Below are 21777 nucleotides of genomic sequence, written 5' to 3' on the forward strand. Positions count from 1 at the left end.
CGTGCTCACCTCAAAGCGTTTTCGCGCCTGCCGCACGCCCAGACATGGCAACGGCGCGGAGAGGCCCCCGCGCCGCCAAGTGATCTCAGAAAACCGGATCGCCGATCAGAGCAGAACCAGCAAGCCGAGGCCGAAGACGATACGGTAGATCGCAAAGGCCGTGAAACGGTGGGTACGGATATAGCCAAGCAGCCATTTGACGGCGATGAAGGCGGTTATCAGCGAGACGACGAAGGCAATGCCGAGTGCACCCCAGTCTTCATGGGTCGTACCGGAGCTCAGCGAGCCATAGAGCTCGACGGCGCTGGCTGCATACATGGTTGGAATGCCAACGAGGAAGGAAAACTCCGTTGCCGCTGAACGGTTGCTGGTTCCCGCCAGCATCGCCGCGAAAATGGTGGCGGCCGAACGTGAGGTTCCGGGGAAGATACCGGCGACGATCTGAGCAATGCCGACGATGATCGCGACCGTCCAGGTAATCTTGGACCGGTTGGGCTTGCCCTCGGTGAGTTTTTCCGCCGCCATCATCCAGAAACCGCCGATGATCAGCGCCCAGGCGATCGGCTTGATCGCATCGGGCAACGTGAAACCGAGCTTCTTTGCGATCAGGCCAAGAACAGCCGTGACGAGGAAGGCGGCCAGCAGCTTTGCCAGATAATCGCGATTATCCGGGTCCCGCCAGCCGAACAGAAGCGACATCAGGCGCTTCCAGTAAATGAAGGTGACGGCAAGAATGGCGCCGGCCTGAATGACGATATTGAACGTGTCTGAACGTTCGCCGAGCCATTGTTCAGCAATGATCAGATGACCAGTGCTGGAAATGGGAAGAAATTCGGTAATGCCTTCAATGATGCCCAAAATGGCAGCGTTCAGATAATCCATTTTAGAGTCCTAAATATCGTCCTGGGATTTGCGGAATTTGTGAAACAGATAAAACAAAATACTGAAGGCGATCATAACGGCGATCGCCAGATGGAACGAATGCATCGTGTCGCGCAGCCACGGACTGTTCTGCCAGGCCTTGCCAAGGTGGAAACCGATGAAGGCAAGGACAAAACACCAGGGCCATGAGCCAAGGAAGGAGTAGAGCTGAAATTTCCATTGCGGCATTTTCGATATGCCCGCTGGAAGCGAGATGAAACTGCGCACAATCGGCAAAAGCCGGGCAATGAAAACAGCTGCCGCTCCATAGCGATCGAAAAAGCGAACCACTTTCTCAATCTCGGCATGGTTGATCAGGATATAGCGGCCCCAGCGCTCGATAAAGGGCCGCCCGCCATAATACCCGGCAAGATAGGCAAGTGTCGAACCGACATTGCAGCCGATCGCCCCGATCGTCGCGGCGAGGATCAGGTTCATATGCCCGATGGAAGCCAGATAGCCGGCAAAGGGCATCACGACTTCGGAGGGAATAGGCAGACAGGCCGATTCCAAGGCCATCAGGATACCCACCGCCCAGTAGCCGGCGGAATCGATCGTTGACATGATATAGGTGCTGAGTTCAGCGGTAATCGACATGGCGTCGCATTTTCCCGGAATTACACAAAACAGCCGTTTCCTGCCAATGGGCCTGAACAGTCATGCCCAACTCAACAAAGCCTAAGCTCCCACGTTCGCGTGAAGAAACGCAAGTCCTGATAATTTACAAAAACGTAAACTCTGCCTGTCGGAGACCGCATGCAGGCAGTTTGGTATATCACTCAATAAGACCCGCCGCTTTCGAACACAATGGTGCAATGGCGGCGGATGGCTATAAGGGCGACGGCCGGAAAGACCGCACGGATGGTCTCGGCCTGCTTCGCAACGCGGTCACAGACCACAAGAAGCCTGTGTGTTCGGCAAATCGTAGATGGCGGCTTACCATCTATCTGATGGACAAAGCACGGAATCCATTTAATCTTTCCCTTCGGTCCTGCGTCAGGGAGACACACGACTGATATAGAGGAGAGAGCGATGAAACGAGTTTTGGGCGTTGCAATCCTGCTGTGCGCATCGGCCATCGGGGTTCAGGCCGCCGATGACTGGAATGCGATGGCACTGGATGATGACACGCTGAATGTTGGCATGGCATCCGACCAGGCGAGCCAGCAGCAGGCCGAAGATACGGCCAAGCAGCAATGCATGAGCGCGGGCGGCAAGAGCTGCAGCACGGTCTTTGCCCGCGAGGGTGGATGCCTGGCGATCTCACGCGACGAAGCGGGTTTGAGTGTCGGCATTGGCATGGAAGACACGATCCAGGACACTGTGGTCGAAGCGCTGAACCAGTGCATCAATGATGGCAAGCACCCGAGCTGCACGGTTCACACCAATTATTGTGGTGGAACGGGCAACTGAATGCAGTCCGCGCCGGCCCGGCTGCCCCTGCCCGGCGCGGTATTCTCAGACCCCGAACAGGCGCGGCAATGTCAGCGACAGCGCCGGAATGAACGTGATCAGCAGAAGGCCGATGATCTGCACGGCAAAGATCGGCAGCAACGGCCTGACGACCTTGGTGATCTTTTCTCCCGAAACGCTGCAGGACACGAACAGCACGGTCCCGACCGGCGGCGTGACGACGCCCATGGCGAGATTATAGACCATGACCACACCGAAATGGACCGGATCAACCCCGAGCGCTGTGACCACCGGATAGAAGATCGGCGTGAAAATCAGCTGCGCCGGCGACATGTCCATGAACACGCCCACCACCAGCAGCGCTGCATTGATCAGCAGCAGAATGACATATTTATTGCTGGAGAGCGACGTCAGCATCTCGCCGATCGTGTCGGGAATGCTGGCGAATGTCATTGACCAGCTCATCAGGTTGGAACAGGCAATGAGAAACAGGATCACGCCTGTCGCCGCAGCCGTCTCCACCAGCACCCGCAACAAGGCGCGCGGCGAAAGGCTGCGATAGAAGAGCGCCAGAATGACGCTGTAGAGAACGGCGATCCCTGATCCCTCGGTTGCGGTGAAGACACCGAGAATGATGCCGCCAATGACGATGATGACGAGAAGCAGGCTCGGAAACGCCCGCATGAAGGCGCCGGCGACCTCATCCATCCGATAGGGCGTCCTGTCGGATGCCATCCGCCGCTTCTTCGCATAAAACCAGGCAACCGCCATCACCGAAACGCCCATGATGATGCCCGGAACATAGCCGGCCAGAAACAGCGCGACGATGGAGGCGGAACCGCCGGTAATCAGCGAATAGACAATCAGCGCACCGGATGGCGGGATCAGCATGCCGGCTGGCGCGGAGGCCGCATTGACCGCCGTCGTGATCGGCATGTCATATTTTTCCTCCCGCGCAATCGGGGTGACGATGCCGCCAATGGCGGTAGCAGCAGCAATGCCGGAGCCGGAAAGAGACCCGAACAGCATATTGGCAATCGTATTGGTCTGCCACAGGGAACCGGGAATGCGCCTGCCAAGCAGCATGGCGAAATCAATGAGACGCCGGGCAATGCCGGCCTGGTTCATGATGTTGCCGGCCAGCACGAAGAAGGGAAGTGCCAGAAAGCCGAAACTGTCGAGCCCGTTGAACAGTTTCTCGCCCATGGTGGAAAACAGCGACCCCATATCGATCTGCAGGCTCAGCGTCAGCAGACCGGAAAAGGCAAGCCCGACGGCGATCGAGGTTCCGAGGATCAGAAGGGCAAACAGCGTGCCGAACAGGATCAGGATCGAGAACAGTTCGATATGGTCGTCAACCCAGTTCTGATAGGTCAGCGTGCCGCGAAACAGCCCGCCAAGCGCGATCAGAACCACGACGATCAGGACAATGCCGGCAAGATCGTAGACCCTTGCCGCCCTGCTGCGCAGGAGTTCGCCAATGAGAACACATTGTGACAGGCAGATCAGCAGTCCCGACAACAGCAGCACGCTTTGCAAGGCTCCGACGGAGACATGCAGCATCGGTGTTTTCATGGCCGCATTGCCGATCATCGAGTGATAGCCGCCCCAGGCCAGCAAGGCACCGAAAAGCAATGTCAGGCAGGCGTTGAACAGGTTCAGCCGCCCGGCCCCGTGCGGCCCCAGCGCATCAATCAGCAGCGGCAGGTTGAGATGCCGGTTCAGCATGAAGCAATAGGCAGCCCCCAGCACGCCAAGCCAGATCAGCAGATAGCGCAGCAGTTCCTCCGTCAGGCTGGAGGGCGCATTGAAGAAATAGCGTGCGATCACCTGATAGGAGATCAGCACGGACATGACGCCGAGAATGACGGCGAGGATAACGCCGACGGAGCGGGTAAAATTATCGTATAGACGCATTGCGACGCCGCTGGGCGCGTTTGGAACCATATCCATGATCATCTGCCTGGCGCCGGAGCCACGAACCGCTGGCGCTCAAAGTGTGAAAGGGGCGCCTGAGGCGCCCCCGGATCGGTGAAGGACTACTGTTCGAGATCGTTGCGGCCTTCAATGGCGAAGATCGCCTTCAACAGCGATGCCTTGTCGGGATCTTCGGCGGCTTCCCGATACATGGGCACCACGGCAGCCATCAGTGGCGCCTTGTCGACTTCAATGACCTTGACACCCATCTCGTCAACGGCCTTCTGCAGGTCCCGCGTGTCATCGCTATCGGCCTTCTCGATTGATCGCAGCGAAATGTCGGCGAACACCGATTCCACCGTCTTCATGTCCTCGGGCGACACCTCGTCCTGAAACTTCATGCTGGTGAGGACGAAATCCGTCAGCCGGGTCTGCTCGGTCTTGAGCGCATATTTGGCAACCTCGCCGAATTTCGCCGACCACAGTCCCGCAAGGCCGCCCTCTGCGCCGTCAACGACGCCCTGCTGCATGGCGGAATAGAGTTCACCGAAGGCAAGCGGCGTCGGCACCGCGCCGAAGCGCTTCAGCATCTCGATATAGGTCTCGCTCGACATGGTTCTGAGCTTCTTGCCATCGATACCGGCAACATCATCGACCGGCTCGGTCACATAAAGCGAACGGAAACCGCTGGAGAGATAGCCGAGCGGGGCGAAATTATGCTTGGCCGCCGTGTCGAAAAGCGCCGCCCGCACGCCGGGATCAGCCATCACCTGCCCATACTCGTCCGAGGTGCGGAAGATATAGGGCAGATTGACGACGCCATAGGCCGGAATGACATTCTCAAGCGCTGCCGAATTGACCAGGCCGAGATCGATCACCCCCTTCTGGATCTGCTGGAAATAGTCGAGCTGATCTCCAAGCACGCCATTGGCAAACACCTTGAACTTGACCCGGCCATCGGTCTTTTCCGCAACGGTGTCGGCGAATTCGGCAATCATTTCGCCTGCCGTGCTGTCGGCCTGAACATTGGTGGCGATCTTGTAGGTCCTGGCCTCGGCCCCCGTCGCGGCCAAAGCCAGCACGCAGGCAACACCCAAAATCTTGACTGAATAATGCATTGATTCCTCCCTAGGAATTTTGCGCGTCCGGCAGGGCCGATCGACCCCGCCGTCCCGATGCAGAACGGAAAACAACTGACAGCAGCCCCGCCAGCCGCCCTCCTGCCAATGACGCCAGCCCGAACACCAGTCTGGCAAACGGGACAAGCGGATGACCGGATTCATGCGACCGGCATCAACGAAAGTCAAGATAAACTTTCTCTATTGACGAAAATACGAAAATATCTGAAAAACAGGCAATCAACTCCGGGAGGCAGACATGAACAAGGTCGCAAACAGCTATTTTGCGCAGGAACAGGCGGCATCGCCTTCCAAACGGCATCAGGAAGCGCTTGAACGCTGCATTGCCCGGCTGGCGGAACAAATGCCGGTGATCGGCCTGCGCAATCCGAAGATCGGCACCGCGCAGAACCGCTGGATCTATTGCGACGGGCCGGACTGGGTCATGGGCTTCCTGTCGGGCACGCTCTGGCTTGCCTATCAGCTGACCGGACGCTCAGATTTCGCCCGGGCGGCAACCGCGCGACGCCCGGGCTTTCGCATGGTCCTGGAGAACCGGCGCTATCGGGATCACGATCTCGGCTTTCAGTTCTCGCTCTCTTCTGTCGCCGAATGGCAGATGACCGGCGATCGGGAGGCGAGGCGCATGGGGCTGGCGGCAGCCGATGCGCTGCTTGGCCGCTTCCGGCCCGAGGGCGGCTATATCCAGGCATGGACAGCGCGCGGCCCCGATGACCGCGCCCAGGCACGCTTTGCCAATGGCCGGATGATCGCCGACACGATGCAGAACCTCGCCCTGCTCTATTGGGCAAACCGCCAAACAGGCATTGACGACTACCGCGATGTTGCTGATATTCATGCAGAAACGGCCGCGCGCTTGCTGGTGCGCGACGACGACACCAGCTTTCACACCTTCCTGTTCGACCCCGCAGACGGCACGCCCCTGCGCGGTGAAACCCATCAGGGCTTTGCCGACGGATCGTGCTGGTCACGCGGACAGGCATGGCTCATCCACGGCTTTGCCCAATGCCATGCCTACACCCGCAACGCGGCCTTCCTTGCTATCGCAAGCCGTCTCGCCGCGCGGGCGGAAACACTGGTCGGCTCTCAGGCCGTACCGGTCTGGGATTTCGCCGATGATCCGGCCAAACCCGATCACATCGACAGTTCGGCAGGCGCGGTCATGGCAGCCGGCCTCTATCTTCTTGCCGGGCAATGCGCTGATCCGGCGGACCGGCTGCGCTGGCGCGCCTTTGCCGACAGGCTGCTCGACGGGTTGATCGCGACCTGCGACCTGACGGCAACCGAAGGCGCGCAGGGCTTTCTCGCCCATGGCGCCGCCCATGTACCAGCCGGGCGCCATGACGCGATGCTGCCCTATGGCGACTATTATTTCATGGAAGCACTGATGCGCTCGCTCGGCCATAACAGCTTTTTCTGGTAATCAGAAAAAGCGTTAGGAAAGTTTCGCGAAATTTCGTATAACCGCCTCCATGTTAACGCCGAGCCTTCCAGATCGGTGCAATCGCCATCAGGCGCCGTCTGCGCACCCCGCATGATCATGCCGGGACAGAAAGCAGCGCCAGTGCTTCGGGAGACGTGCGGACATGTCGGCCAATCAGGACACGGGCTCTAGCCTGCCGGAACCGACCTTGAAGGATGTTGCCGAAGCCTCAGGGCTTTCAGTGGCGGCCGTTTCCAAGGTTCTGAACAACCGGGAAGGTGTCAGCAACGCCAAGCGCGAACTGGTGACCCGCATTGCCCGCGAGCTTGGCTATAAGGGCCGCAGCGGCCGCCTGCCCGCCATCCGCCGGATCGAATCGGCGGTACTGGTGACACTCGACAAATATGTCACCAAGGATGTTTTCTACGGCGAGATCCTCGACGGGCTTTTTGAAAGCGCCCGTGACGAAGGGATTGCCATCCGCCTTGCCATTGTCACCTCCAATGATCCGCTGAGTGCCGATTTCAGGGCGCTGCGTGAGACGGAAGGCGATGCAACCATTCTCGTCGGACTGGACGAGGAGCCGGTCATCGAAGCCGTGCGCCAGGCCGGACGGCCTGCGGTTCTCGTCAACGGCATGGACCGCAAGATGCAGCTTTCCAGCGTTTCGCCGGATTATAATTTCGGCGGCTGGGCGGCAACCCGCCACCTGCTGGACCTTGGCCATCGCGAGATCGTTCACGCCACCCATATCTACCGCGAATCGCTGAAGCGCCGCCTGCTTGGCTTTCGCGACGCCCTGGAGGAAGCCGGCATTGCCTTCGCCCCGGAACGCCACGTCCTGGATGTCGGCTCGCCCGACATGCTGACCCTGTCCTGCGCCGATATCGTCGCAAAATGGCTGAAGGCCCGCACGCCAAGGCCCACGGCCGTTTTCTGCGCCAATGACATGGTGGCGCTGGGCGTGCTGAAGGCCGCCGCCGCTATAGGGCTTGAAGTACCGAAGGACCTGTCGGTCATCGGCTTTGACGGCCTGTCGCTCGGCGCCCATTCCAACCCGCCGCTGACGACGATGCAGATGGACCGCCGCGAGATGGCGCGGGTTGCCATCGAGCTTTTGGTCGGCCAGGCCGCAGGCGGCTTTGCATCGGCCCGGCGCATGACGCTTGGCGTCGAACGGATCGAGCGGCAGACCACGGCGGTCGCACCGCCGCCGCACCACCCCTGACCCCGCCTCAGCCATCAGGCGCATCGGCCCGGAAGATCGGAATCGATTTTCGGAGAGCACGATGCGCAGATTGACCAGGCTCCAATCGACATCGCTGCGCTTCGCAAAGGCGGTACGCCTCCCGCGCTGCGCGCAATGATGCGTTTCCGAAACGGCATTGACGGGCTATCTTGACACGATAAGAACAACCAGAGCGGAACAGGAGACACGCTGATGGCCGATGACCAGACCAGACGGACCAGGGTGACATCGAGCCATTGGGGCGCCTTTGAAGTGGATGTCGAGGGAGACAGGATCGTCGCCACCCGGCCCTTCAGGCGGGACCCGAACCCTTCCTCCATTCCGGAGGCAATCCCGGCCGCGGTGCATCACAAAAGCCGCATTGCCCGGCCGGCAATCCGGCGCGGCTGGCTGGAGAGGCGCGAACGCAGCGGCCGCGGCAGCGACGACTTCGTGGCCCTCCCCTGGGACGAAGCGCTTGATATCGCTGCGACGGAGATCGGCCGGATCCTGCGCGAACACGGCAATGAAGCAATCTATGGCGGCTCCTATGGCTGGAGTTCGGCCGGACGGTTCCACCACGCCCAAAGTCAGGTCCACCGCTTCCTCAACAGCATTGGCGGCTATGTCGCCTCGTTCGGCAGCTATTCCACCGGCTGCGCCCAGTCGATCATGCCGCATGTCTTCGGGGTGAACTTTCTCAAGCTGCTCTATGAACACCAGGACGGCTGGCAGACGATCCATGATCATACCGAGACCCTGGTGATGTTCGGCGGGATAAACCCGAAGAATTCCCAGGTCAGCATGGGCGGCATCACCGAACATGAGACGGCCAGCTGGTTTGACCGCTTCCATGCCCGCGGCATGCGGCTGATCAATATCGCGCCGCAGCGCGGCGATGCCCCGCCCGGCAGCGAATGGATCGCGGTTCGTCCCGCCGCCGATACCGCTTTGATGCTGGCGCTCGCGCATACACTGGAAAGCGAGCGGCTGACCGACACCGTCTTCCTGGATCGCTATACCGAGGGATTTGAACGCTTCCGCCCCTATCTGATGGGGAAAAGCGATGGCCAGCCGAAAAGCCCGGAATGGGCCGCCCCCCTTTGCGGCGTTGCACCGCACACCATCCGCGCACTGGCCCGCCGCATGGCTTCGACCCGCACACTGATCACTGTTGCCTGGTCACTTCAGCGCGGCGAACATGGCGAGCAGCCCTACTGGATGTCGGCGGTTCTGGCGGCCATGCTGGGCCAGATCGGCCTGCCCGGCGGTGGCGTCGGCTATGGTTACGGCGCCATTGGCGGCGTCGGCAAATCGCTGATCGGCATGCGCGGCATGACATTTTCCCAGTTCGAAAATCCGGTGAAGAAGGTCATTCCTGTCGCCCGCGTCGGCGACATGCTGCGCCATCCCGGCGCGCATTATGATTTCAACGGCAGGCGCGAGCCCTATCCCGATATCCGCCTGATCTACTGGGCCGGCGGCAATCCCTATCACCACCATCAGGATCTCAACGCCCTGCATGACGCCTGGCAGCGCCCTGAAACCATCATCGTCAACGAGCCATGGTGGACGGCAACCGCCAAGCGCGCCGACATCGTCTTCCCGGCGACCACGCCCTATGAGCGCGAGGATATCGGCCGCTCCAATCTCGATGATTATCTGTTCCACATGCCGAAGCTGATCCCGCCGGTGGCAGAGGCGCGCGATGACTACGACATTTTCACAGGTCTGGCCGAACGGCTGAATGCCGGCGACACCTTCACTGGCGGCAAGAGTGCCGGGGAATGGATTGAATTTCTTTATGAGGAATTTCGCAGCCTTGCCGCCGGGCAGGATATCGTCCTGCCGGATCTCGATGGTCTGCGCGCCTGCAACTGGGTGCATCTGCCGATCAAAGACGATGGCCCCAACCGCACGCTTTTTGCGCCTTTCCGCGAAGACCCGGAAGCGGCCCCGCTTGGCACACCATCGGGCCGGATCGAGATCTTTTCGGAGCGGATCGATGGTTTCGGCTATGATGACTGCCCTGGCCATCCGGTCTGGCTGCCGCCATCGGAATGGCTGGGCGCGGCAACAGCGCAAGCCCCGCTCCATCTGGTCTCGCCACAGCCGGGCGACAAGCTGCACAGCCAGCTGGAATGCGCTCTGGCCGACCGGGCTGGCGCGCGGCCGGCAACGCTGATCATCCACCCGCAGGACGCCGACATGCGCGGCATCAAGAACCACGATCTGGTGCGCGTCTTCAACGCACGCGGCGCCTGCCGGGCCCGGGCACTCGTCTCCGATGATATCCATCCGCAGGTGATCGCACTGCCGACCGGCGCCTGGTATGGCGATCCGTCCGACAATCTGGACCCCGACGGCAACCCCAATGTCCTGACCATGGACGTCGGCACATCGCGCCTCGGCCAGGGCTCCAGTGCCCATACCGCTCTGGTGGAGGTTGCGCTGCTTTCGACGCCATAGCCTCAACAAAAAGGATCCGCGCGATGCTCAAACTCGCCTTTCTTCTGGCGCTTGTCGCACCGCTTCCGGTGCATGTTGCCGCCCGTCAGGCCACGGGCCTTGATTGCGGCAACAATGAAGGCCCGATGATCTGCGCTGATCCGGTACTTGCCACGCTGGATCAGCGTCTGGCGGCGCGCTATGACGCAGCCATGCATGTCGTGCAATCGCTTGATGATGGCGCGCGCCAGGCTGAAGACGAACTGCGCAGCGTGCAGCAGGAATGGATCTCCGAGCGCAATCACTGCTGGAATGAAACTGATCTGCGCAGCTGCATCGAACAGTCCTTCTGAAAACCAGTCTGCGATGGCGCGACCATTGGCGCTCTATCTTATTGAATCTACAAATTGTTTTTCGAAAATCGATTCCGATTTTAGCGCCGATGCGCTAGTCCTGCCGATCGCTGGAAACACCGGCATGTCTGCCCGGCAGCCCGACCGAAGCCAGAAGTGTCAGGACGTGGATGAGGCAAAGGGCCAGAAACGCCAGAGCGTAAGGGGTCGATACCGACGGGTGCGGCGCATGCCCGTCGAGATTTAGGGCAAGAAAGCTCGCGCAAAGTGTGGTGAAGGTCGGACCGCCCAGCCGCTGGACGATGTTCATGGAGGTCGTGGCCATCGGAAGGTCCGGTTTCGAGACGGACATGTAGGCTGCCGTCATCGTCGGCAATCCGATCGCGCTCATCCCCATGCCCCGCAGAAACAGTGCCAGTTCAAGCATGACCAGATCAAGACCATGGAATGCCATATAGACAAACGGTATCGTCGCCAGCAGCGTCAGCAAGGCACCGCCGGCCGCGACTTGCCGAAGGCCAAACCGGTCGGTCAGCTTCCCCATCAACGAATAGGTGACCAGCATCCCGCCCCCCATCGGCGCGAGCATCCAGCCCATTTCGGCCGAGCTGCGGCCGCAGGCACCGATGAGAAAGGCCGGGATCAGGAACTGGCCGGCGAACTGCGCCCCATTCGACAGGAACTGTGTGAGGGCACCGATCGAAAAGGCCCTGCGCCTGAACAGCCGGAGGTCGATCAGCGCATCGCCGCGCTTGCGTCTGGCATCCGCAAGAAAGGCGACCATCATCACGATGCCGGCAACGAAAAGGACCCGCCCCATGCTCTCGCCGATCTTGTCGGCGCCATAGAGAAACAGGCCCAGGCCGGGAGAAAGCAGCGCCAGACCGACCCAGTCCAATCTTTTCGCGGTCACCGCGTCCCGCTCGTCTGGCAGAAACAGGATCGCCAGCACCAGCGCGAGAACCCCGATGGGAAGATTGATCAGGAACAGCCAGCGCCACGAGGCATATTGCAGGATCGTGCCGGCAATGACCGGCCCGAGCACCGGCGCAAGCAGAACCGGAAGCGCCATATAGCCCGCAACCCGCGCCATCTGCCGGCCGGCGGCCCTTGCGATCATCATCTGCGCCATGGGCGCGAGCAGGCCACCGCTGACCCCCTGAAGGAGCCGAAATGCGATCAGTGTGTGCGCCGACCAGGCGAGCCCGCAGACGGCCGACAGCAGCGTGAAGCTTGCAAAGCACCAGAGATAGAGCCGCTTTGCGCCGATCCGGCCAACCAGCCATCCGCTCAGCGGCAGGGCCAGCGCCAGCGCCAGAAGATAGCCGCTCATAACCCACTGGATGGTTTGAAGGGTTGAATGGAGCTCTGTGGCGAGCGTCGATAGCGAGACATTGACAATGGTCGCGTCGAGCTGTGCAAGCAGGCCACCGAAAAGCGCGACAGCGGCGATTTTCCAGACAGACCGGTCGAGCCGGTCTTGCTGATGACACTGTTGGGAAAGGCCGTTTCCCGATGTTGGCGGAACTGACATCCGCTCAATGATCCTGAGGGGCATTGCCGCCATTGAAGCGTCCGAAGGCGCGGGCGGAGAACATGGCGATCAGCAACACGCCGATACCGGCCGACGAGGCCTGGTCGACGGCGCGGATATCGAAATCTCCCACCAGAACCAGAAACACATAGGCGAGGATGATATTCGCACAGCCCCACAGCACATTGACTGTCGAGGATGACAGGCCCTCGCCATGCGGCCTGGCAAATGGGCTCTGGAAGGAACGCCCCATCATGCCCGAGACGAAATGAGGAATGGCGTTTGCGAGGAACATGCCGCCGACAAGATAGGATAAATCGTGAAGCCAGCTCATGCGCATGCGCTCCTCGTTTCAAGACAATCGAGAATGTCCTGCGTTGTAGCTGTTTCTCCGATCCGGGGAAAAACCCGTTCGGTACTCCATCTGTGCGCATCCTCGCGCATGTCGGTCATGGCATCCGTTGCCAGCGCCACATGGAAGCCGAGTTCGTGGGCCTGACGCGCGGTCATTTCGACGCCGTTGCTCGTGGAAACACCAGCGATCACAACCTGCGTCACGCCGGCAGATCGCAGATGGGCTTCAAGATCGGTGTGGGTGAACGCGCCGGGCGTCATCTTTGTCACCAGGTGATCCCCGGCCTGTCGGTTCAGGTCCGGGATCAGCTCTGCCCAGTCGTCCGGCACCTCCCGCAAGGGGCGCGGCAGCTCTGTCCGGCCTGACGGGCCGCCGGCCACATTGACCAGCACGACGGGCAAATCAAGTGTGCGAAAGGCTGTCACCAACGCCACGACATTGTCCACCACAGCGCTGATCGGATGAACCGTTGGCATCGACACGATGCCTTTTTGAAGATCAATGACGATGAGACCGCAGTCCCTGTCGAGGGGCGATATGGACACGATAAAGTCCTTTCAGAAAATGAGGGGCGATGCCGGGCTGCCCGCCGCTGCGTTACGGGGATCGCCCGGGGTCATTGCGGCGAGGACGCATCCCCCAATCGCCGGATCAGCCGCGTTGCCGCCACCAGCAATTGCCTTTCGTCGTCCGAAAATGCGGCCATCGCCTCCAGAAGCCATTGCTGCTTCGCAGCGCTTCTCCTGTCGCGGGCGTCCGCTCCCTTTGGGGTCAGCACGAACAGAACCTGTCGGCGGTCGCGCGGATGCGGGCGTCGCGCAACAAGCCCTTCGCGCTCCAGCTCGCTCAGTGTCATGCCCATGGACTGCGGCTTCACCGCTTCGGCACGCGCCAGATCGGCCGTCGTCATGGCGCCCGCTCGGTCAAGGCGCGCCAGCACGCTGGTCTGTGACCAGCTCAGCCCATCCGGATTGGTGGCAGAGCGCAAGCGGCGCAGAAGCTGACCAATCGCCAATGACAGATCGGTGACTGCGGCTTCGGCGGACGTTTCATTCTCGATGGAATTTGCCATGAAGGGCACGATATAATTTAACAGGTAAACTTGCAAGTTTATCTGTTAAAAATTCGAAGACGGTCTCCGGACGTGCGACACCGGCAAAGCGGTCGTCTCCCGATATGCTGGAGCAAGGCACGCGGCGCATCCCTCTCCCGCCTGCGTCGGGCAAATCACCGTCCGGGGTGCTTCAATGCGATGAAAGCGCAGGCCGAACAGCCTGCGCTTTCATCTTTATTCCAGGCTCCGGCGGGAGCCGAAGAGGTCTCAGCGATCGAGGAGCGAAGCCGCATCCTGATTGAGGTAGAGCGTTGCCTGCGGCGTCTTCTTCAGCAGCGAAGCCGGGCACATGAATGTGACCGGGCCTTCAAGCGCCGTCTTGATCACGGGCGCCTTGTCCTTTTCATGCACTAGTGCCAGCACGCGGCCCGGCTTCAGCAGGGCGTGCATGGTCAATGACAGGCCATATTTCGGAACGGCATCCATGGTCTTGAAGATACCGTTCTTGAAGACCTGACCACGGGTCGTCGGATCAAGAGCGACAACGCGGATCACATCCTTGGTGTCGAAATCGGCCGGCGGATCATTGAAGGCCAGATGGCCGCTTTCGCCGATGCCGACAACGCAGAGCACAGGCTGATGATCGTTGTAGATCTTCGTGTAGCGGGCGAGTTCGTCTTCCAGGGATTCAGCGGCACCGTTCATCGGGTAGAAAGCCTTCGGCTTCACCTCATTCAGCAGATGCTTGCGCATGCGGGATGCACCGCTTTCCTCCTGGCTTTCATGGACACCCATATAGGTATCGACATGCAGAACGGTGATCTTGCTCCATTCGATATCATTGCGCGCCTTGATGGCGGTGAAGAATTGCGGCTGGGCAGCGCCGAGCGCCATGATGATGCAGATCTCGTCCTTCTTGGCGAGTTCGGCCTTGATGGTGGTGGCCAGCGCTTCGGCTGCGGCTTCGCCCTGTTCCTGATCGCTGGCACCGACCAGAACTTCCAGCTCTCCATATTTCAGATGTTCCATTTTTCTTCCTTTCTGTGGTCATTCCTGGTCGCCGAAAAGACACGACCGGTCCTTTTCAGCCAGCGGCATCACCGCCGGCTGAATTGCGTGAAGGCTTGTCCTTCAGTGTCGGGCTAAAGCGCCTTTTGCTCCCAATGGTTCAGATCGGCGCCCTATCTGGATGTTGTTTCGAGCATAATCTTATCGACCCTCATTTCATTGCGGCCGGATTATGCTCTGGCGAAGCCTCAGCTCCGCTCTTCCCTCGGCGCATAGCGAACGCCGAAGGGAAAGGTCACGTTGAATTCGATTTCGAGGTCGACGAAGGTCTCCTCGAGAAAACGGTCGATGAGGAAATGGTCCTTCTGCCGGATCGCCTGCAGCTGCCGTGTATGCACTTCGATCATATGCTGCGCCCGATCCTCGGTCTGACTGAGCGCGCCGCGAAGCGGATTGAGCTCGCGATAGATACCGTTCATCGTCCGCCGCAGCACCTGATTGCCCGTTGCATGGGCGATACGGCGGTGAAACATGCCATCGGCCTGCAGCACGATATTCGGCTGATCAATATGCTTCTGCATCAGCACGATCGTATCGGCGATCTGGTCCAGCTCGCGATCGGAGGCATTTTCCGCGGCCATATGATAGACGATCGGCTCGATCATCCGCCGCGCCGTGATCAGTTCGGCAACGTGATCGGCCTCCAGTGCAATCTTCTGTCCCAGCACTTCCGCAGGGATCATTTCCGAGGCAACGAAAATGCCGCCGGCCTGCCCCGGACGGATCAGCAGCACGCCGGAATTTTCGAGAACCCGCAGCGCCTGGCGCAGCGTCGGCCGCGAGACCTGCAGCTTCTCGGCCATGTCCTTTTCATTCGGCAGGCGATCGCCCTGCACCAGACCTTCAGCATCGATGGCATCGACAATGCGCTCGATGATGGTCTGGAATGTCCGGTGTACGGTGATGGGCTTAAACGCGCCGGAACTGTCTTTTCCGAACGGTTTGGCTCCCGACTGACTGGGTCGCATCAAAACGCCTCTTCCCTCTCCTTAAGCCCCAGGATCACACCGCGCTCTGCGGCATGATCGAGTGGTGAAATCGCGATCTCGGCGACAAACGGCTTTGAAAGGCCATCATGGTAGACATCGCTTGCCGGGCCGAGAAAATCCGCCGCCGCATGCTTGATCGAACCGTTGATGGCAATTCTCTCCGGATGGTAGAATCGCGAGATCATCTGCATGGTTTCCCCGAGATAGCGCGCAAAGATGCGCACCGTTTTCTGTGCTGCCGCCTCTCCTAGCCGCGCACGCGCAAAGATTGTTACGGCTTCCGCACGATCTTCACAAAGTTTTTCGTATATTTCCCGCATGCCGCGTCCGCACACCGTGCGATCCAGCGAGCGGTACTCGCCCAGCTCCTCGACATAGACCGGCTGCTCGGAAATCAGGCCTGCGGCATAGCTGCCACGCAGCACCGCCCCATCGTAAAAGCCGATCCCGATTCCCGTACCAATGTTGAGCAATGCCACAGGCCTGTCGCGCGATGCCTCAACGAGACGCGCTTCGGCGATACCCATGGCATGAAGATCATCATCGGCGTGAACTGTCTTCTTCAGTCGCTCGGCCAGATAGGCCTGCAGCGGAAAGTCGACAAGGCCGCCCATCAGCGAGGAATAGACCACATGACCCCGGTCGAGAATTCCGTTGAGGGAAACCCCGACCCTTGCGACACCCGGCGGACAGACAGCTTCGATCAGCGACGCCAGATCTGCAGCAAAAGCCTTGGTGCCGCGCCGCATCAGCGCCGTTGGCGTGCGTCCGAGCGGCAGGACATGATTATCTTCGTCAATGAGACAGTACTGGATCTTGGTGCCACCAATATCCACACAGAAATCCACCGTCATCCAAGCACCCGATAGCCGATCGGCGCCGGATCGGCTTCGCCGTCAAGATGAAGCGCTTCCAGAACCATGTTCTCCATGCCGCCGAGATAGCGGATCGTCCATCGCCCGTCGGCGCCGAGCACCGGCACACCATGATAAGGCAGGATCTTCGACCAGGTATTGACCGGCGTCACCGCCAGATTTTCGGGTTTCGGCGAGACAGTCAGCTTCAGTGCGTTGGGTCTGAGATTATGCAGATAGCCCGTCGAATCCCTGAGATTGATGATGGCGCGATAGGCAAAGACCTGCCGGTGCGCAACCTTCTCGATATAGTCCCGGACATAACGCAGCGCCGATTCCGTCTGATCCGGATCATAGGCGGCGGCCAAAAGCTCCGGCTCGTAATCCTGTGTCGGAACCGATGTGCGCGACGCCTTCACCGTCGTCGCATAGGCATCGACGATCCCGGCCTCGCCCTGGGCATGCAGCTCGCGCAGGCGCTCCTGCTCATGGATCCAGCGCGCCTCAAAATTGGGAATATCGCTGACCATCGTATCCAGGCTGTGAAACGTCACCCGCTGCGGATCGACACCGGCTACAGCGACACTCGCGGCAATGCCGGCGCGATAGGCGGCAATATCCTCAGGCGGCACGCCCTGGCAGCGGCCGAGAATGCCTTCCTCAAGGATCGTCAGGCGGGCGCCCGGCGCGTAGACAGCGCCAACGGCGTCAAGGACCGCCTGGAACCGGCGCAGCATCAGAGCCTCTCCGAGATCGGGCGCCTTGCGGTCCGTCTTCAGCGGATTGGGCGACTTGTAGGGAAAGGCCATCGACACGAATTCGAGCGGCTTGCCGGCTTCGACAAAGTGGCTGATCTTCTTCAGCCAGGCCGCGCGATTGGCCGGAATGAAGGACGGATCGCCAAACAGCACCTCCGGATCTTCGAAGATCGACAGGATACGCTCCTGCGTCGTGCCGTTACTGGCTGCCGTGACGATGATATCATTGCCAAGCAGCAGGGCATTGAGCGCTTCGGCATTTGCGACCGTCTTCTTCTCGATCTTCGGCGGCGTGAAACGCTTCGGCAATTCGGCGTTGACGTAAATATAGGGGCTGGGCATCGGCAATCTTCTTTACTGACGGATCCGCGACAGGAATTCTGCCGTGCGCGGATGCTTGGAATTGCGGATCACGTCCGATGGCAAACCGGCTTCGGCAACACGGCCGTGATCAATGAAATAGAGCATGTCGCCGACTTCCTCGGCGAAGGTGATTTCGTGGGTAACGACCATCATGGTCATGCCGTCGCGGATCAGATCCCGCATCACGGCCAGAACCTCACCAACAAGTTCCGGATCGAGGGCCGACGTCGGCTCGTCGAACAGGACAAGTGAAGGATTGGCAGCAATCGCCCGGGCGATGGCCACGCGCTGCTGCTGACCACCGGACAATTGCGCCGGAAAGGCATCGGCGCGATTGGCAAGACCGACGCGGTCCAGCAGCAGCTTGCCGCGTTCAAACGCCTCGTCGCGATTCATCTTCAAGACCATGCGCAGGCCGGCGGTGACATTTTCAAGCGCAGTCATGTTGGGAAACAGATTGAAGCGCTGGAACACCATGCCGATGCTGCCGCGCCGGCGGGCCGTGGTTTTCGGATGGGCCTCGACGAATCGGTTGCCACGCCGTTCCGCGCCGACGAGATAATCCTCGACCCAGAGCTGACCGCCCTCATAGCTTTCGAGGCTGTTGACGCAGCGAAGAAGCGTGCTCTTGCCGGAGCCGGACGGGCCGATGACAAAGGCCGCCTGAGCGCGCTTGACCGTCAGGTCAATGCCCTTGAGCACTTCGAGATGACCGTAATTTTTCTTCAGGTCGTGAATGCGGATGACATCGTCCGCCGGCCCGGAAGCGGGCATATCGTGAACCATGTTCATCTCCTATTTCTCTGTCGTCACGGTCCGGCGCTTCGTGCTGGCACTGCGCGCCAGACGCTTCTCCAGCCAGGCCTGACCGAGTGAGGCGATCGACACGAGGATCAGGTACCAGATGGAAGCCACCATCAGCATTTCGATCACATAGAAGGTCTGAGCGGCGATGCTTTGCGTCGTTCCGAGGATTTCCCGCGTGCCGATGACATAGACGAGCGAGGTTGACTTCAAGAGGTCGATGGCGAGATTTCCCGCCGTTGGAATAATCACCCGAACGGCCTGCGGCAGGACGATCTTCATCAGCGCATGCCCCGGCGTCATGCCGATCGAAAGCGCGGCCTCGGTCTGTCCCGGATCGACAGAGATCAGGCCGCCACGAATGATCTCGCACATGAAGGCCGAGACATTCAGAAACAGGCCAAGCAGCGCCGCCGTCGTCGGATTGATCAGACTGTTGGTGGCAATCGCGTGACCGGCGATCTCGATCTTGGGCAGGAAGAGCCCGAGATTGAACCAGAAAACGATCTGCACCAGCAGCGGCGTCCCGCGGAAGAACCAGATATAGACCGAGGCAATCGCCTCAAGCACCGGATTGCGCGAGATCCGCATGGCGGCCAGCAAAGTGCCGAGGACGAGCGAACCGACGAAGGACACGACGGTCAGGACCAGGGTCGTGCGAACGCCCTTCAGAACCACGTCCGAAAACAAATAGTCGGCCACCACATTCCAGCGGATCTGGCCACTGCCAAGGACGATCCAGGCCGCAACACATACGACGGCAACGGCAATCAGGGCGAAGACGATGTTGCGGATCAGAGGCCCCGACCTGCGATGAATGCGCAGGCCGGCGTCCAGTGTGGGATGAGATATGATCTCATGTGTCATGCGAACATGCCCGCCGATCAGAACAGCGCATCATTCAGCGTGATCGGATCAAGCCCGCCGTCGCCGACGCTCCACTTGTCCATGATCTTCTGGTAGCTGCCGTCTTCGGCCATCGCCTGCATGGCTCCGGCAAGCGCCGCCATCATGTCCGTCTTGTCCTTGGCAAAGGCAATGCCCTGATTGGCGGGGGCAAAGCGTGGAACAGGTGACAGTTCAAGCTGGGTCTGGATACCTTCGGTCGCGGTGTGAAGCGTGTAGTTCGAGACACCATAGGTGTTCATGGTCGCATCGGCCTGGCCGCTGGCAACGGCCAGATACGGACCGGACTGATCAGCCGTCTCCGTCAAAGCGACAGGCATTTCGCACTTCTTGTTCAGATCATCGATGATGGCAGGAAACAGCGATCCGGTGACGATTGCGACCTTCTTGCCGCAGAGATCCTCCATCGTCTTGATATCCAGAGGGTTGCCCTTCTTGACGATGACGCCGGAACCTTCCTGCGAATAGTCGATGAAGTTCACAACCTCTTCGCGGGCCTTGGTGTCCGCCATGGCACTGACATAGAAATCGTAGCGGCCCGACTGAACACCGGGAATGCCGGCCGTGAACTGAATAACACTCCAGTCAATGGTGAGGCCGAGACGCTTTGCCGCCTCGTTCATGACATCGACGTCCACGCCGACAGCTTTGCCGGTCGCCTCATCGACGAAAGACCATGGCGCATTGCCATCCGTGGTGGCCGCTGCAAGCGTGCCCTTTTCCTTGACATCGGACGGCAGCATCTCTGTCCATCCCGTTTCGGCGGCCATCTTCGGCGTCACCTCAAGCGATTGTGCTGCGGCAGTCTCTGCCAGGCAGGCAAAGGCGACACCGCAGAGCGCGGCACTCAGAAAGGCTGTGGTTTTGGAGCGGGTCATAGGTCGTTCCCCTTGGTTTTATGTTGACGACGACAAAAGGGATACTCGTTTTCCCTTTAAATGGCAATAGGGTTTCCCTTTGACTTTTTTAATCGACCCCGACAAGGGCACCGACAGGCTTTCGCCACCGGTCGGAAACGCGCCGCCGGGACCTGCGACCGCCACCCCCACCGGCATCATCGGGGGTGGCCAATGCGGCAGATCTCGGCCATTGTCAGCGTCAGCGCCTGCACCCTGGCGGTCTCAAGAATCACGCCTGCCCCGCGCATCGGCGATCCGCCCCAGGCGGCCGAAACACCGATCTGGTATCGCAGGACCCGCTCTTGCCGGACCAGTGGTCGCGCGGCGCATGCAAACGGGAAACGACAATGAACATCAAACAGCTGGAAGTGTTCCGAGCGGTACTTTCCACCGGTTCGACCATTGCGGCAGCGAAGAATACCGGCCTCAGCCAGTCCGGCGTGAGCCGCATCGTGCAGCAGCTGGAAGACGAATTGCAGCTCACCCTGTTCTTGCGGGAGAAAGGCCGGCTTCTGCCCACCCCGGAAGCACGGACACTGGAGGCCGAGGCGCGAACGGTGCTTCTGAACGTCGAACGCTTTTCCCAGCTCGCGGAAGATATCCGCACGGGAACCTCGCAGACGGAGTTCGTCCGGATCGGTCTACCCAACAGCATGTGGGAGAACTTCGCCCCGCTGATGCTGAAGGATTATGCGCGTGAATTTCCGGGCGTTCGGGTCGAGACCTTTTTCGAAACCACGACAACCATTCAGCGCATGATCGAGCAGCGGGCGATCGATTTCGGCTTTCTTCGGCACGAAGGCGAAATCTCGCCGGGCATCGGGCTTGAAATCGTCGCCCGCGGCGAAAGCGTCTGTGTCATTCCGCAAGCACATCGTCTGGCCGGATATGAACGCATCACGCCCGATGATCTGCGCGGTGAACCGCTCGTCATGCTCGGACGGCAGCGCGAGCATAGGGGGATTCTCGACCGGATCTTTTCCGCAGCCGCCGTGCGCCCCGATGTCCATATCGAGACCCATTCCAATTCCTCCGCCTGCGCCTATGTCGCCGAAGGGCTCGGCATTGCCATCGCCAGCAGTTTCTACGCCAATCTCTATCGTCACCTGCCGATCGTGCAGCGCCCGTTTCAGCCGAGCCTGAAGCAGGAATTCGGCATTGCGACGGCCGTGGGCATGCCGCTTTCTCTGGCTGCCAATGGTCTCCGCGAGGCACTGAAACGGCAGATTATCCGCTCGCAGGGCGGAAACTGATCCTTCCAGAATTCATGAAAAATGTTTATATTCAATCGTTTGGAATGATTATCTGAAAAACACAACCGTCCCCTGCCAGGACCGTTATCCAGCGTCAC

At 60.1% G+C, this 21777-nt stretch carries 21 protein-coding genes; 6 read left to right on the top strand and 15 right to left on the bottom strand.

Annotated features, from left to right (window positions below; all coding sequences use genetic code 11):
* Nucleotides 1-105 precede the first annotated feature (105 nt).
* Nucleotides 106-882 (bottom strand): undecaprenyl-diphosphate phosphatase, encoded by a 777-nt coding sequence (locus HCK86_RS04990; RefSeq protein WP_176083357.1) that lies wholly within the window; start codon nt 880-882, stop codon nt 106-108.
* Nucleotides 883-891: 9 nt separating this feature from the next.
* Entirely contained in the window at nt 892-1518 is a 627-nt protein-coding gene (locus HCK86_RS04995) for a DedA family protein (RefSeq protein ID WP_176083358.1), read from the bottom strand.
* A gap of 435 nt (nt 1519-1953) precedes the next feature.
* On the opposite strand from HCK86_RS04995, the gene HCK86_RS05000 reads away from it, so the two are divergent.
* Nucleotides 1954-2334 carry a DUF4189 domain-containing protein gene (locus HCK86_RS05000; protein WP_176083359.1) on the top strand — a complete coding sequence of 127 codons (381 nt, stop codon included), beginning with the start codon at nt 1954-1956 and terminating at the stop codon, nt 2332-2334.
* 45 nt (nt 2335-2379) lie between these two features.
* On the opposite strand, the gene HCK86_RS05005 is transcribed toward HCK86_RS05000, so the two are convergent.
* Both HCK86_RS05005 and dctP read right to left on the bottom strand, forming a co-directional pair.
* Nucleotides 2380-4287: a TRAP transporter large permease subunit gene (locus HCK86_RS05005; protein ID WP_210259814.1), complete on the bottom strand. Its 1908-nt coding sequence runs from the start codon at nt 4285-4287 to the stop codon at nt 2380-2382.
* A gap of 86 nt (nt 4288-4373) precedes the next feature.
* Nucleotides 4374-5369, bottom strand: a complete 996-nt coding sequence (gene dctP / locus HCK86_RS05010; RefSeq protein ID WP_176083360.1) for a TRAP transporter substrate-binding protein DctP — start codon at nt 5367-5369, stop codon at nt 4374-4376.
* Nucleotides 5370-5628: 259 nt separating this feature from the next.
* On the opposite strand from dctP, the gene HCK86_RS05015 reads away from it, so the two are divergent.
* From HCK86_RS05015 to HCK86_RS05030, 4 genes are all read left to right on the top strand, one after another.
* Complete coding sequence (locus HCK86_RS05015) at nt 5629-6813, top strand: glycoside hydrolase family 88 protein (protein ID WP_176083361.1); 1185 nt, start codon at nt 5629-5631, stop codon at nt 6811-6813.
* Nucleotides 6814-6976: 163 nt separating this feature from the next.
* On the top strand, nt 6977-8041 hold the full coding sequence (locus HCK86_RS05020) for a LacI family DNA-binding transcriptional regulator (protein WP_176083362.1): 1065 nt from the start codon (nt 6977-6979) through the stop codon (nt 8039-8041).
* 213 nt (nt 8042-8254) lie between these two features.
* The gene (locus HCK86_RS05025) at nt 8255-10510 is read left to right on the top strand and encodes a molybdopterin-dependent oxidoreductase (protein ID WP_176083363.1); all 2256 of its coding nucleotides are present in this window, start codon (nt 8255-8257) and stop codon (nt 10508-10510) included.
* Between the two features lie 23 nt (nt 10511-10533).
* Entirely contained in the window at nt 10534-10842 is a 309-nt protein-coding gene (locus HCK86_RS05030) for a lysozyme inhibitor LprI family protein (protein WP_176083364.1), read from the top strand.
* A gap of 94 nt (nt 10843-10936) precedes the next feature.
* On the opposite strand, the gene HCK86_RS05035 is transcribed toward HCK86_RS05030, so the two are convergent.
* The 11 genes from HCK86_RS05035 to HCK86_RS05085 form a co-directional block, all read right to left on the bottom strand.
* Nucleotides 10937-12376 carry a DHA2 family efflux MFS transporter permease subunit gene (locus tag HCK86_RS05035; RefSeq protein ID WP_176083365.1) on the bottom strand — a complete coding sequence of 480 codons (1440 nt, stop codon included), beginning with the start codon at nt 12374-12376 and terminating at the stop codon, nt 10937-10939.
* A gap of 4 nt (nt 12377-12380) precedes the next feature.
* Nucleotides 12381-12710 carry a hypothetical protein gene (locus tag HCK86_RS05040; RefSeq protein ID WP_176083366.1) on the bottom strand — a complete coding sequence of 110 codons (330 nt, stop codon included), beginning with the start codon at nt 12708-12710 and terminating at the stop codon, nt 12381-12383.
* Nucleotides 12707-13276: an isochorismatase family cysteine hydrolase gene (locus tag HCK86_RS05045; RefSeq protein WP_176083367.1), complete on the bottom strand. Its 570-nt coding sequence runs from the start codon at nt 13274-13276 to the stop codon at nt 12707-12709. The genes HCK86_RS05040 and HCK86_RS05045 overlap by 4 nt, the downstream gene beginning before the upstream one ends.
* A 71-nt stretch (nt 13277-13347) precedes the next feature.
* Nucleotides 13348-13803: a MarR family transcriptional regulator gene (locus tag HCK86_RS05050; protein WP_176083368.1), complete on the bottom strand. Its 456-nt coding sequence runs from the start codon at nt 13801-13803 to the stop codon at nt 13348-13350.
* Nucleotides 13804-14052: 249 nt separating this feature from the next.
* A complete protein-coding gene (locus HCK86_RS05055) occupies nt 14053-14814 on the bottom strand; it encodes a 6-phosphogluconolactonase (protein ID WP_176083369.1) in 762 nt (253 codons plus the stop codon).
* Nucleotides 14815-15041: 227 nt separating this feature from the next.
* Nucleotides 15042-15821, bottom strand: a complete 780-nt coding sequence (locus HCK86_RS05060; protein WP_176083370.1) for an FCD domain-containing protein — start codon at nt 15819-15821, stop codon at nt 15042-15044.
* A complete protein-coding gene (locus HCK86_RS05065; RefSeq protein WP_176083371.1) occupies nt 15821-16696 on the bottom strand; it encodes an ROK family protein in 876 nt (291 codons plus the stop codon). Before HCK86_RS05065 ends, HCK86_RS05060 begins: the two co-directional genes overlap by 1 nt.
* On the bottom strand, nt 16693-17796 hold the full coding sequence (locus tag HCK86_RS05070) for an L-tyrosine/L-tryptophan isonitrile synthase family protein (RefSeq protein ID WP_176083372.1): 1104 nt from the start codon (nt 17794-17796) through the stop codon (nt 16693-16695). The genes HCK86_RS05065 and HCK86_RS05070 overlap by 4 nt, the downstream gene beginning before the upstream one ends.
* A gap of 12 nt (nt 17797-17808) precedes the next feature.
* Nucleotides 17809-18603 carry an amino acid ABC transporter ATP-binding protein gene (locus HCK86_RS05075; RefSeq protein WP_246739453.1) on the bottom strand — a complete coding sequence of 265 codons (795 nt, stop codon included), beginning with the start codon at nt 18601-18603 and terminating at the stop codon, nt 17809-17811.
* A 9-nt stretch (nt 18604-18612) separates the two neighbouring features.
* The gene (locus HCK86_RS05080) at nt 18613-19488 is read right to left on the bottom strand and encodes an amino acid ABC transporter permease (protein ID WP_176083374.1); all 876 of its coding nucleotides are present in this window, start codon (nt 19486-19488) and stop codon (nt 18613-18615) included.
* A 17-nt stretch (nt 19489-19505) separates the two neighbouring features.
* Nucleotides 19506-20405 (bottom strand): ABC transporter substrate-binding protein, encoded by a 900-nt coding sequence (locus tag HCK86_RS05085; RefSeq protein WP_176083375.1) that lies wholly within the window; start codon nt 20403-20405, stop codon nt 19506-19508.
* A 368-nt stretch (nt 20406-20773) separates the two neighbouring features.
* Between HCK86_RS05085 and HCK86_RS05090 the strand changes: the two genes are divergently transcribed.
* Nucleotides 20774-21679: a LysR family transcriptional regulator gene (locus tag HCK86_RS05090; RefSeq protein WP_176083376.1), complete on the top strand. Its 906-nt coding sequence runs from the start codon at nt 20774-20776 to the stop codon at nt 21677-21679.
* Nucleotides 21680-21777 lie beyond the last annotated feature (98 nt).

It is taken from the genome of Martelella sp. HB161492 (assembly GCF_013184775.1).
Taxonomy (GTDB): domain Bacteria; phylum Pseudomonadota; class Alphaproteobacteria; order Rhizobiales; family Rhizobiaceae; genus Martelella.